12 protein-coding genes and 1 pseudogene are annotated in these 12,289 nt (G+C 69.8%); 10 read left to right on the forward strand and 3 right to left on the reverse strand.

Annotation, left to right across the window (positions count from 1 at the left end; all coding sequences use genetic code 11):
* Window positions 1-869 (reverse strand): molybdopterin molybdotransferase MoeA (locus FXN61_RS40245; protein WP_167979136.1); only part of this gene is annotated, 869 nt, incomplete at its 3' end.
* A gap of 62 nt (window positions 870-931) precedes the next feature.
* On the opposite strand from FXN61_RS40245, the gene FXN61_RS40250 reads away from it, so the two are divergent.
* The 6 genes from FXN61_RS40250 to FXN61_RS40280 all read left to right on the forward strand — a co-directional run bounded on the left by FXN61_RS40250 (window position 932) and on the right by FXN61_RS40280 (window position 7,487).
* Entirely contained in the window at window positions 932-2,707 is a 1,776-nt protein-coding gene (locus tag FXN61_RS40250) for an MFS transporter (protein WP_246292726.1), read from the forward strand.
* Window positions 2,601-3,401, forward strand: a complete 801-nt coding sequence (fdhD, locus tag FXN61_RS40260; protein WP_312878367.1) for a formate dehydrogenase accessory sulfurtransferase FdhD — start codon at window positions 2,601-2,603, stop codon at window positions 3,399-3,401. Before FXN61_RS40250 ends, fdhD begins: the two co-directional genes overlap by 107 nt.
* 76 nt (window positions 3,402-3,477) lie before the next feature.
* Window positions 3,478-4,347 carry an ABC transporter ATP-binding protein gene (locus FXN61_RS40265; protein WP_167979139.1) on the forward strand — a complete coding sequence of 290 codons (870 nt, stop codon included), beginning with the start codon at window positions 3,478-3,480 and terminating at the stop codon, window positions 4,345-4,347.
* 1 nt (window position 4,348) lies between these two features.
* Window positions 4,349-5,431, forward strand: a complete 1,083-nt coding sequence (locus FXN61_RS40270) for an ABC transporter permease (RefSeq protein WP_167979140.1) — start codon at window positions 4,349-4,351, stop codon at window positions 5,429-5,431.
* A gap of 4 nt (window positions 5,432-5,435) precedes the next feature.
* Window positions 5,436-6,347, forward strand: a complete 912-nt coding sequence (locus tag FXN61_RS40275; RefSeq protein WP_167979141.1) for a Gfo/Idh/MocA family protein — start codon at window positions 5,436-5,438, stop codon at window positions 6,345-6,347.
* Between the two features lie 33 nt (window positions 6,348-6,380).
* Entirely contained in the window at window positions 6,381-7,487 is a 1,107-nt protein-coding gene (locus FXN61_RS40280) for a macrolide family glycosyltransferase (protein ID WP_167979142.1), read from the forward strand.
* On the opposite strand, the gene FXN61_RS40285 is transcribed toward FXN61_RS40280, so the two are convergent.
* The gene (locus FXN61_RS40285; protein WP_312878368.1) at window positions 7,462-8,088 is read right to left on the reverse strand and encodes an alpha/beta fold hydrolase; all 627 of its coding nucleotides are present in this window, start codon (window positions 8,086-8,088) and stop codon (window positions 7,462-7,464) included. The genes FXN61_RS40280 and FXN61_RS40285 overlap by 26 nt on opposite strands.
* Before the next feature lie 322 nt (window positions 8,089-8,410).
* On the opposite strand from FXN61_RS40285, the gene FXN61_RS40290 reads away from it, so the two are divergent.
* A complete protein-coding gene (locus FXN61_RS40290; protein WP_167979143.1) occupies window positions 8,411-9,130 on the forward strand; it encodes an SDR family NAD(P)-dependent oxidoreductase in 720 nt (239 codons plus the stop codon).
* On the opposite strand, the gene FXN61_RS40295 is transcribed toward FXN61_RS40290, so the two are convergent.
* The gene (locus FXN61_RS40295; protein ID WP_312878369.1) at window positions 9,093-9,692 is read right to left on the reverse strand and encodes a DedA family protein; all 600 of its coding nucleotides are present in this window, start codon (window positions 9,690-9,692) and stop codon (window positions 9,093-9,095) included. The two genes, FXN61_RS40290 and FXN61_RS40295, sit on opposite strands and share 38 nt — an antisense overlap.
* A gap of 38 nt (window positions 9,693-9,730) precedes the next feature.
* Here FXN61_RS40295 and FXN61_RS53545 point away from each other — a divergent pair, with 38 nt between their 5' ends.
* From FXN61_RS53545 to FXN61_RS40305, 3 genes and pseudogenes are all read left to right on the forward strand, one after another.
* Window positions 9,731-10,042, forward strand: coding sequence for a helix-turn-helix domain-containing protein (locus tag FXN61_RS53545; protein WP_246292728.1), 312 nt, complete (start codon window positions 9,731-9,733; stop codon window positions 10,040-10,042).
* On the forward strand, window positions 10,030-11,868 hold the full coding sequence (locus FXN61_RS40300; RefSeq protein ID WP_312878370.1) for an NACHT domain-containing protein: 1,839 nt from the start codon (window positions 10,030-10,032) through the stop codon (window positions 11,866-11,868). Before FXN61_RS53545 ends, FXN61_RS40300 begins: the two co-directional genes overlap by 13 nt.
* 99 nt (window positions 11,869-11,967) lie before the next feature.
* Window positions 11,968-12,289: pseudogene (locus tag FXN61_RS40305) on the forward strand (hypothetical protein); the annotation flags it as partial.

Consider the following 12,289-nt stretch of genomic DNA (forward strand, 5'->3'; position numbering starts at 1 on the left):
CCAGGCAGGCCGACGACGCAGCGGCCGTCGGGCAGGACGGCGAGCAGCATCGGGTGGCCGGGGCGGCAGGCGACTCCGCTCACGAGGATCTCGGCCTGGAGGTCGGCCAGCACGCGCCGCAGGTGGTCCGCCGGGCCCACCGAGGTGGCGCCGCACGTGACGAGAACGTCGGCCTGGTCGAAGGTCAGCGCGTCCGCCAGCGCGGACGGGTCGTCGCGAAGGTGAGTGGTGCCGAGGAGGTCGGCTCCGGTGAGCAGGCCGGGGAGCATCGGGCCGATCGCGTCGCGGACCCGGCCTGGGCGGGGTGGGCCCGAGTGGAGGAGCTCGTCGCCGGTCACCACCACGGCCACGCGCGGACGGCGGTGGACCAGGACGGTGTCGTGGCCTGCTCCCGCGGCCAGGCCCACGACCGCAGGGGAGATGAGGGAACCGGCGGGGATCAGCTCGTCGCCTGCGGACCAGTCTTCGCCTCGCCGGCGGATGTGTTTGCCGGGTTGAGGATCCGGCGCGCCCGCCGCCGAGTCGTGCACCAACGTGCCCAACACCGAGCAGCGTTCGACGGGGATCACCAGGTCCGATCCGTCGGGCACCGGCGCACCGGTAGCCACGCCGAACGCCTCACCGGCAGCGAGCCGCACGCCAGGAACAGGATCGCCGGCAGCCACCCGCCCCACGATCGCCCAAGGCCCAGAGCCGGCAACGGCGTAGCCGTCCATCGCGGACGTGTCGCAGGTCGGCTGGCTGGCGAGGGCTCGTACGCCTGAAGCGAGCGCCAGGCCGACGGCATCGGACAAGGCGAGCTCGACGGCCTCCAGTGGCTTCGCCGCTTCCCGTGCCGTCTGACGGGCGAGTGTCCAGGGCATGTTCATGTGGGCTCCCGTGGTATAGCCTACCTCATACTGTATGCAATCCTCGGAACGGGGTGAAGGGCATGCCAGTCGCGACTTACGTCCGTGATCACGTCGGCAGGCTCTACCGGGTGGGGGAGACCGACGTCGAGGTGTCGGGGCGGTCCCGCCGAGCGGTGCTGTGGGCGGCGTGGGCGGCGATGCTCGCGGCCGGCATCGGGCAGTACGGGTTCGGTGCGCTGATCCCTCAGCTGCAAGATCGGTGGAGCGTGCCGGAGCTGTTCTGGGCACTGGCGTTGTGGACCGTGTGCCAGGCGGGCACGGCCTTTCCCGCTGCCTGGTTGAGGGAGCAGAAGAGACTGACGCCGACCGGTGCCATGTGGATCGGCGCGATCCTCTGCGGCGCTGGGCTTCTGACGCTCGGGCAGGACCAGCTGGTCGGGTATGCCGTCCTGGGTGGTGTGGGCGCGGGCCTGGTCTACGCGACGTGCCTCGGCACTGTCGTCCGGTGGTATCCGGAGCGCGTCACGGGGAAGGTCGCGTTCGTCAGCGGGGCGTTCGCGTACGGGTCGGTGCCGTTCGTGCTCGCCGCCGGGGCCTTCTTCGGCGGCGGTTTCCTCACCTGGGCGGCCATCGCGATCACCGTGGTCGTGGCCGTCGCGGGCATGTTGATGAAGGATCCGCCCGAGCACTGGTGGCCGCCGCACGTGTCACCCCGCGAGTGGGCGTTGGACCGGGCGCGGGTGCCGAACCGGTTCGCGCTCAAGGAGTTCCGTACGCACGAAGCCATGCGGTGCGGCACGTTCTGGTGGCTGTACGGCGGTGTGGCGTTCGCCGCCGCCGTCTCCCTCTACGACCTGGCGTACCTGCCCCTGTTCGTGGGCGACAAGGTGCTCGGGGCGGTCGCGCTGGCCACTCTGGCCGCGGCGACGGGTACCGGACGCGTGCTGGTCGGGTGGATCTCGGACCGCGTCGGCCGCAGGAAGGCGCTCGTCTGGACGTTGGCGACCGGCGGGTGTGCGCAGTTCGTGTTGCTGTTCTCCCAGAACACGACCGGGTTGCTGATCGGCGCGACCCTCGCGGGCCTGGGCACGGGCTGTTGCTACTCGTTGCTCGTCGGTGTCACGAGGGAGTACTTCGGCGAGACGAACGGTGCGCGGAACTTCGGCGTGCTCTACACCGCGAAGGCCGCCGGAGCACTGATCGCGGCGATCGTCTGCCTCGCAAGGGCCTGCGTTCGCGTTCATCGCGGCTGGCGTGCTCGGGCTGGCCGGCGCGGTGCTCACCGGGCAGCTGTCGCAACCGGGGAGGCCGCGCCTGTGAGCCGCGTGCCGCGGCTCGCGAAAGGCTGGCACCGGACGCCAGCGGACGGCTGTTGCCTGATGGAGCTGACGTCGGTGCTCGCGGGCGAGGTGTGGTCGGACCGGCCGGCCTGCGTGCATCCGGTGCTGGCGTGCGTGGCCAGGTGCGTGAACGATCAGTCCACAGAAGACGGTCGGCGGAAGCTGTTGCCGTTCGCCACCAGGGTGATCGGGACCCGGAAGGCGCCGGCGGAGCGGTTGGTCGCACATTGCGCGCGCAGGGCGGGGATCGCCGTGCCGAGGTGGTGGCCGCGCGGCTGGGTCGTGGCCAGGGCGGTGCGGGCCATGACCGGGGACGAGGTGTTGCGGCGCCTGCTCGACGAGTGCGTCGCGATCTGCAGGGAGGCTTGCGATGGGACGAGTGACGAGCAGGCGGCGCGTGGTGCGGCTGGTGGACGACGCGGCCACCGCGCGGCCGGACACGCTGGCGGTCGAGGAACCGCTGGAGATCCGCGTGCGGGGCAGGTCCCTCGCTGTCACCATGCGCACGCCGGGTGACGACTTCGACCTCGCCGCGGGATTCCTGGTCAGCGAAGGCGTGGTGCGCAACCCGTCCGACATCGCCTCCATCCGCTACTGCGCGGGCGCCACGGCGGACGGCGGCAACACCTACAACGTGCTGGACGTCGGACTGGCGGAAGGCGTCGCGCCGCCCGACCCGTCGATCGAGCGGAACTTCTACACCACGTCGTCGTGCGGCCTGTGCGGCAAGGCGAGTCTCGACGCCGTGCGCACCACCGCGACCTGGCAGGTGGCGGCGGACCCGATCCGGCTCGACCCGAAGATGATCACCGAGTTCCCGACGAAACTCCGTGCCGCGCAACGGGTCTTCGACCGGACCGGTGGCCTGCACGCGGCCGGCCTGTTCGACGGAGACGGCAACCTGCTGTGCCTGCGCGAGGACGTCGGCAGGCACAACGCGGTGGACAAGGTCGTCGGCTGGGCCACCCGCAACGGACGGCTGCCGCTGACGAGCACCGTGCTGATGGTGAGCGGCCGGGCGTCGTTCGAGCTGGTGCAGAAGGCGGTCATGGCAGGGATCCCGGTGCTCACCGCGGTGTCCGCGCCGTCGTCGCTCGCGGCCGACCTGGCGGAGGAGATGGGTTTGACGCTCGTCGGGTTCCTGCGAGGCACCTCGATGAACGTCTACACAGGAGGGCACCGCCTGGGCGTCACCGCTGGCGCGCGTTAGCCCGTAAGGAGTCCTCCTCGCGGATGATGCCGCACGGCGGACGCGATCTTGGAATGAACCACATAGCGTTCCTCCCATGTTGACTCTGAGGGGGATCAGCCGGAACTTCGGCGATCATCGGGTGCTCGACGAGGTGAGCTTCGACGTCCGGCCAGGCCGGCTGACGGGCTTCCTGGGCGCCAACGGATCCGGCAAGACGACCACGATGCGCATCGTGCTGGGGGTGCTCGCCGCGCACGGGGGCTCGGTGAGCTGGCAGAGCCAGGTGATCACGCCGCAGAACCGCCCGAACTTCGGGTACATGCCGGAAGAACGCGGTCTGTACCCGAAGATGAAGGTGCGCGAGCAGATCACCTGGCTCGGCCGCCTGCACGGCGTCGAGAGGACGATCGCGCAGCGCAACACCGACCAGCTGCTCGAGGACCTGGAGCTGACCGACCGCGCGAACGACCGGCTGGAGCAGCTGTCGCTGGGCAACCAGCAGCGCGTGCAGATCGCGGCCGCGCTGGTGCACGACCCGGAGCTGCTGATCCTCGACGAGCCGTTCTCCGGCCTCGACCCGATCGCCGTCGAGACCGTGCTGGACGTGCTGCGCAAGCGGGCGGCGGGCGGGGTGCCCGTGCTGTTCTCCAGCCACCAGCTGGCGATCGTGGAACGCCTCTGCGACGACGTCGTGATCATCTCAAAGGGGCGGATCGCCGCGAAGGGGTCGCGGGAGGAACTGCGGCAAACCCACGCGGGCGATCGCTACGAGATCGTCGTCGCCCAGGACGCGGGCTGGGTCCGCGACGTGCCGGGCACGACGCTTCTGGAGCTCGACGGGCCGCGCGCGGTGTTCGAGTCAGAACCCCAGCAGGTCCTCAAAGCGGCTCTGGAACGCGGCGAGGTCCGCTCGTTCACGCCCGTCGTGCCCACGCTCGACGAGATCTTCAAGGAAGTGATCTGACATGGCCGTGGGTACTTCCCAGAAGGCGTCGTTCGCTCAGGCGACCTGGCTGGTCGCCGAGCGCGAGATGAAGACGTTCGTCAGCACCAAGGGTTTCTGGATCGGGTTCCTCTTCACCGTTGTCGGGCTGTTCGCGCTCACCGTGCTGCCGACCGTGTTCGGCGGCGACGACCCGAAGGTCGCGGCGGTCGGTTCGGCCGTGCAGGTGGTGCAGGGCAAGCAGCTCGACGTCCGCGAGGTCGGCGACGTCGCGACGGCGGCGGAGCTGGTCAGGTCCGACGACGTCGAGGCGGCGATCGTGCCGGACGGCGGCGGGATCAAGGTCATCGCGCTGAACGACCCGCCGAACGACGTGATCCGCCAGCTCGTCGCGGCGCCTCCGGTGGAACTGCTGGACGCGTCCGCGGTGAGCTCTGACCAGAGGTTCGTCACGGTCCTCGTGTTCGGGCTGGTGTTCCTGATGTTCGGCATGGGCGGCGCGGCGATCGCGCAGAGCACGGTGACCGAGAAGCAGACCCGGATCGTCGAGATCCTGGTGTCGACCGTGCCGGTGCGGGCGTTGCTCGCGGGCAAGATCCTCGGCCACGTGATCCTCACACTGGGCCAGGTCGTCGTTCTGGCGCTCACCGCACCAATTGCACTGCGGGTCGCCGGACAGGCCGAGCTGCTGGCCGTGGTGGCACCCGCGCTCGGCTGGTTCGTGCCGTTCCTGATGCTCGGGTTCGTGCTGGTCTCGTCGATGTGGGCGGTCGCGGGCGCGCTGGTCAGCCGGCAGGAGGACCTCGGCTCGACGATGGGCCTCGTGATGCTCGCGGTGATGGGGCCGTACTTCGGCGTGCAGTTCTTCTTCGACAACCCCGCGGTGCTGGCCGTGATGTCGTTCGTGCCGTTCTCGGCAGGGGTCGCGATGCCGGTGCGGATGTTCGCGCAGCAGGCGCAGCCGTGGGAGGCGCTGGTCTCGCTCGGAATCCTCGTGGTGACCGTCGTGGTGATCCTGCTGGTCGCGTCGAGGCTCTACACCGGATCGTTGTTGCAGACCGGCGGGCGGGTGAAGCTGGCCAGGGCCTGGGCACCGGCAGAATAGGGCCATGATCGCTGATCCGATTCGCCTCGCCGTCGTCGGCCTGGGCGCCATGGGCACCCGGATGCTGACGGCGGCGCAGGCACATCCCGGCTACACCGTGGTGGCGGGCATCGACGTCGCACCCCGCACGCTCGACGTCCCCGTCGTCACCTCGCTGGACGACGTGCTGTCCGATGTGGACGCGGTGTACATCTCGACGCCGCCCGCGTCACACGCGTCGCTCGCGATCAAGGCCTTCGAGGCCGGCAAGGCGGTGTTCTGCGAAAAGCCGCTCGCTGTCGATCTCGACGAGGCCCGCGCGATGGTCGAGGTCGCACGTGGACTGCCGAACGCGGTGAACTTCGCGTTGTCGGACATGGTGGCGACCATCGAGATCGAACGACGGCTGCCGGAGCTGGGCGCGCTGCGGGGCGTGGAGATCAGGCTGCAGTTCCCGCGCTGGCCCAGGGCGTTCCAGGCGGATGCTGTCTGGCTCGCGCGCTCCGAGCAGGGCGGCTTCGTCCGCGAGGTGTTGTCGCACTTCATCTATCTGACCGACCGGCTGCTCGGGCCGCTGTCCGTCGAGTCGGTGTCGGCCGACCACCCCGAGCCCGGTGCCGCCGAGGTGGCGGCACGCGGCGTGCTGCGGGGAAGTGGCGTGCCGGTGCACGTGTCCGCGTTCTCCGGACTGGCGGGGCCCGAGATCTACGAGTGGACGGTGTGGGGCACCGAACGTTCGCTGCGGCTGGACCAGTGGGCTGATCTGTCCATTTCGGACGGTGGCGCGTGGGAGCCGGTGACGCTGGAGCAGACCGGTTCGGACTACTCGCGGCTCACGCTGTTCGCACAGGCAGTGCGGGGCGAACACCCGCGCGACCTGGCGAACTTCGAGAGCGGCTTGCGCGTGGCCGAGGTGATCGAAGCCTTCCTGCAGTAAAAAGCATTTGACCATGTTCGGCAGGATCGGGGGATGGGGATCCTGTTCGTCACGCTCTCGGGACATGGCCACGTCACGCCGACGCTCGCGGTGGTGGAAGAACTGAGCAAACGCGGAGACGAGGTCGAGTACGCCACCGGCGCCGAGCATGCCGAGGCGGTGACCGGGGCCGGTGCGCGATGGGTGGAACTGCCCGCGCTGCCGGACTTCCACCCGGTCACGGCGAACCCGATGGACGAGTGGTTTCCGCACTACTTCAAGGCGATGAGCAGGGTCTACCCGGCCCTGCTCGACCGCTGCCGCACCGACCGGCCCGACCTGATCTGCTACGACTCGACGAACTGGCCCGCGCGGCTCGTGGCCCGGGAGTTGGGCATTCCTGCCGTGCGCACACTGCCCCATATCGCGTCCAACGAGCACTACACGTTGATGGACGCCAACCTCGCCTGGTCGATCGCCGACGATCTCGACCGGTTCGTCGCCGAGCACGGCGTCGAACTCGACATCCCGAGCACGATCGAGGCGCCTGAGGCGTGCAGCGTCGTGTTCGTGCCACGCGAGTTCCAGCCGCACGGCGAGACCTTCGACGAGTCGTTCCACTTCGTCGGACCGATGCTGGGCAGCCGGTTGGACGAGGAGTGGTCACCGCGCCGCACGGACCTGCCGTTGCTGTTCGTGTCTCTCGGGTCGGTGATGAGCGATGCCGGCTTCTACCAGGCGTGCCTCGACCAGTTCGCGGACGGCGGCTGGCAGGTGGCGATGACCGCGCGCGACGTCGGCGCGGCGCCGGAGAACATCGACGTCCAGCCGTGGTTCCCGCAGCCGGCGGTGTTGAAGCACGCCAAGGTGTTCATCAGCCACGGCGGCATGAACTCCACGATGGAAGCACTGCATCAGGGCGTGCCGCTGGTCGTCGTTCCGCAGACACCGGAACAGGCCGCCAACGCCGACCGTGTGGCAGAGCTCGGGCTGGGTGAACGAGTCGACGACCACGCGGAGCTGCGCGCGGCGGTCGAACGGGTGGCCGCCAGCGGCACGATCCGGCGGAACCTCGACCGGATGCGTGCCGCCATCGGCAACGGAGGCGGCGCCGGACGGGCCGCCGACGTGATCCTCAGCCGAGTACCTCGCGCAGCTTGACGCCGAACTCCTCCGGCTTGCCCGCATAGCCGAACTCGCCGCCCATGAACCCGCCGTGGTGGCTGGGGAAGACGACGGCCTCCTGGCCGAGCAGCTTCGCGGTGTGCTGGGCCGTGCGCGCGGTGAACGCGTTGCCGGTCTCCTCGCCGACGGCGATCACGACGCGCGTGGGCGCAGCCGTGAGGGCCTCCATCTTGGGGTGGTAGTCGGTGATCGCGAGCGAGTCCCGCGACAGCAACGGGTTGTCGCGGGAACCGTCGTCGTCGGCGGACATGCCGAACTGCGCCGGGTCGCCCGGCGGCAGGGCGAAGTACTCGTCGGTGAACTCGCCCTGCCAGGACGTCATCACCATGAACTGCGCCATGCCCGCGCCGGTCCCCTTGGCGAAGTAGGCGTCGATGAAACCGTTCTGGGCACGGCGGGCGGCCTCCGCGTCCGGCAGCACGCCGATGATCGGCGGCTCGTGCGCGACGAGCGTGACCACGTCGTCCGGGTGGGTCGCCACGAGCTCGAGCGCCGTGACCGCGCCGCCGCTGGACGCGAACATGTCGACCGGGCCGCCAACGGCCTCGATCACCGCGTGCACGTCCGCGGCCTGCACCTCGGGCGTGTTGTCGGTGCGGCCGTCCGAACGAGTGCTTCTGCCGAGCCGCGCGGTCGTAGGTGATCACCGTGCGGTCCAGGAACTGCTCCTTGAGCGCTGCGAAGCCGCTCGCGTCCATGGGCTGGCCGATCATCATCAACGGGCGGCCGCCCTCGCCGTGCACGTCGTACGTGATGGCTGCTTTGTCGGTTTCCAGAACGTGAGTTGTCATGATTGCTCCCCAGTCTCGGATGGCCTGAGCAGCCTAGTCACACACGTGAATCCCGCTGGGCTAACAGGCCGATCGACCTGCATGTATCCGGCTGTTATCAAAGATCGCATGACGCGAACAGCAGTGGTGACCGGCGGCGGCACGGGCATCGGCAAGGCGGTGGCGGCCAGGCTCGTGGAGCAGGGTCTCGACGTGGTGATCACGGGACGGCGGGAGGACGTCCTGAAGGCGGCGGCAGAGGAGATCGGCGCGCGGGCGGTGGTGTTCGACGCTTCCGACCCGGACGCGGTGGAGGCGGCGCTGAGCGACCTGCCGTCCTCGGTGGACGTTCTGGTCAACAACGCGGGCGGCAACATGGCCCGCCGCCTTCCGGCGCCGGAGAACCTGACCGACGTGCGGAACCTGTGGCTGGCCAACTACGAGTCCAACGTGATCAGCGCCGTGCTCGTGACGACGGCTTTGGAGCCGCGGTTGGCCGACAACGCTCGGGTGGTCACGATCGGCTCGATCGCGGGACGGCGTGGTTCGGGTGCATATGGCGCGGCGAAGGCCGCGGTTGAGGCGTGGACCGCGGACCTCGCGTTCGCGGTGGGCGGGCGTGGGATCACCGTCAACGTGGTGTCGCCTGGAGTCGTCGAGGACACCGAGTTCTTCGGCGGAACGTTGAGCGAGGAACGGCGCAGGAAGCTCGTCGGCAACACGGCGAACGGTCGTGCGGGGACCCCGGTGGACATCGCCGCGGCGATCGCGTTCCTGACCTCGCCCGAGGCAGGGCACATCACCGCGCAGGTCATCGGGGTGAACGGCGGAGCCGGGCTCGGACGCTGAACCCGATCACCGCGAGCAGCACGACCAGCAGCGCGATCCACGAGAACTCGGCGAGGTAGTGCTCGGCCGCCTCGCCGACGAAGTAGACCGCCGCTGTCGTGCCACCTGCCCACGCGATGCCGCCTGCCGCGTTGGCCAGGAGGAACTTCCCGTAGTGCATGCCCATCGTGGCCGCGAGCGGACCGGACAGGATCCGCAGCAACGCCACGAACCGGCCGAAGAAGACCGCCCAGGCGCCGAACCGTTCGAACAGCGCCTGGGCGCGGCCGATCTTGTCCTGGCTGAAGTGGCGGGGGAACTTGTCGCCCGCCCACGTGAACACGCGCGGCCCGAACCGCTTGCCCAGCGCGTAGCCGATGCTGTCGCCGATGATCGCGCCGGCGGACGCGACCACGCCGACGATGATCGGAGAGACGCCGTCGTGGTGTGAGGCCATGAGAGCCGCCGTGACGAGGACGATCTCGCCCGGCAGCGGGATCCCGACGCTCTCGATGCCGACCACCAGGCCTACGACGACGTAGACCAACAGCGGTGGAACGGTGTGAAGCCACTCGGTCAGCACATCCGCGATCTTCCTCCGATCGGACGCATCTCGCTACGATGCTGATCATCGGGGACGAGGGGGCGGTTGTGGCGAGCCAGTTCGGCTTACTGCTGCGTCAGTGGCGGCAGCGGGCGGGATTGAGCCAGGAAGCGCTCGCGCAGCGCGCTGCCGTGGGCATTCGCACGGTGCGTGGGCTGGAGACCGGCGAGCGGACCGACCCGCGGATGGGCACCGTGCGGTCGTTGGCCGACGCGCTGGAGCTGACCGGTGCCGAGCGGGCCGAGTTGTTCGCCTCCGCCGGGCGCGACGAACCCGTGGCCGCCGAACCGGCGAGGTCGATCCGCTGCACGAGGCCGTGGAGACGTTGAAGGTCGCGATCGAGGCCCGGTGGCGGCGTGAAGAGGAACAGCGGCAGATCCACGATCCGGTGCCGTTGCCGGTGAGGTGGGACGCCGCGCCCGCGACGTTGATGGACAGCTGGCTCAACATCGGTGGTGAGGCCGAGCTCGACGGGCGGCTGGACCAGGTCGTCGAGCTGTACCGGAAGGTCGGGTCGCGGCGACTCGTGGTGCTGGGCAGGGCCGGCTCCGGCAAGACGGTGCTGACCACGCGGTTCGTGCTCGACCTGCTCAGCTCGAAGAACGCGGCGGACCCGGTGCCGGTGATCTTCAGCCTCGGGTCGTGGCATCCGGAACGCGTGGGATTGCGGGACTGGCTCGCCGAGCAGCTCACCCGCGATCATCCGTTCCTCGGGGCGCCGGGGCCGAGTGGCGGGACGGTGGCGGCGGCGCTGGTGGACTCACAGCGGGTGCTGCCGGTGCTGGACGGGTTCGACGAGATCGCGGCAGGGCTGCACCGGCCGGCGCTCAACGCGTTGAACACCACCACTCTGCCGTTGTTGCTCACCAGTCGTGTGGACGAGTACCGCGACGCGGTCGAGGGCACCGACGTACTGACGTCCGCCGCAGCAGTAGTGCTGGCTGACCTGACGTGCGACGACCTCGCGGACTACCTGCCGCGTACGACGCGCAAGGCCGGGCCAGCTGGCAACGTGTGGAAGCCCGTGCTCGACGAGGTGCGCAACGGCGGTGCGCTCGCATCGGTACTCACGACGCCGTTGATGGTGGCGCTCGCCCGGCGGATCTACAGCGACACCCCTGACCATGATCCAGCCGCGCTGCTGAACTTCGCCACGGCCGACGAGATCGAACGGCACCTGCTCGGCAGCTTCGTGCCCGCGGTCTACGGCGCCGAGGCCGAGCGGGTGCAGCCGTGGCTCTGCCATCTCGCCGGCCACCTGACCAGGCTCGGCACGTACGACCTGGCGTGGTGGCAGTTCGGCACCTCGGCGAAGGTGACCGGGTTGGCGGTGGGGACCGCGGTCGGGCTGGCGGACCTGGTGCTCGAGACCGCCGTGGTCGGCGCGCTGACCGCCAGAGGGGTGCTGTTCGCGGCGATGATCGGCTTGGCCACGGGCCTGTCGTTCGGGGTGGCGCACTGGTACGTGGTGCGTACGGCGCCGCTCGAACCTGTGCGGACGCGGCTGCGGCTGCGTGGCCGTGTGGGGAAGCGGGTGTGGTCGCGAGGCCTGCTCGGGCTGGGGTTCGCGGGGGCGGTGGGCGGTGCATACGCGCTGCTGCTGGGGATGATGATCTGGCTGTTCACGTCCGGCCTCAAGACACCGGTGGACGTGATGATGGATGTCGGAGTGTTCGCCCCGGTGTTCGGGCTCGGCGGCGCGCTCGTCTTCGGGCTGGTTGCCGCGTTGGAGGCGCCGCTGGACGTTCGTTCGGCCGGCAGTCCCGGCGACGTGATCGAGACGAACCGGCGGCACGTGCTCAGGCTGGTCGTGGTGATGGCCCCGGTGTTCGCGGGGTTCGTCGTGACGGCCACCGAAGCCGCCCTGGGCGGGCTCAGGGCGTTGGGGGTCGGGGTCGGGTGGACTTCGACATCGGCGCTGGCGCTCGGGCTCGTCGGAGGCATCGGCAGCGGGCTGGCCTACGTGCTGAGCCTGACCGCGTGGGGGCAGTGGGTGGTGTTCGCTCGCGTCTGGTTGCCGTTGACCGGGCGGCTGCCGTGGCGGTTGCCGGACTTCCTCGACGACGCGTACCGGCGTGGCGTGCTGCGGAGGGCTGGTGCGGTCTACCAGTTCCGGCACGCGCGGCTGCAGGAACACTTCGCGCGTTTGCGCTGATCAGAGTGACCGGCCACAAGTGGCCGGTCGTCTGGCCTGTTCCTTCGTTTGGCCCGGCTGTGATCGTTTCCCTCGCCGGACGAGGGAGGGGAACGCAGGGTGTCAGGCAAAGAGTCGCCGCCGCCGAGCGAGATCAACTGGGAGGCGTACAGCCACGAAGAGTTGCACCGGATGTTGTGGCAGGACGCCGACGTCGCGGACGTGAGCACGGTCGCCGAGGAGTGGACGCGCCATCGCGCCGCGTTGGACACGCACGCCGAGGTGCTTCGCGAACAACGAGCCGCGTTGCTCGACGGGTGGCACGGTGCCGCTGCGGAGGAGGCCGCGGCTCGGCTGGCCAAACTGGCCGAGCGGATCGAGAAGATCAGCGAGCTCGCCGCGGCGGGGCAGCGGGCGTCGCAGGACTCCGCTGACGCTTTGG

Source organism: Lentzea indica (assembly GCF_012184385.1).
Lineage (GTDB): Bacteria > Actinomycetota > Actinomycetes > Mycobacteriales > Pseudonocardiaceae > Lentzea > Lentzea indica.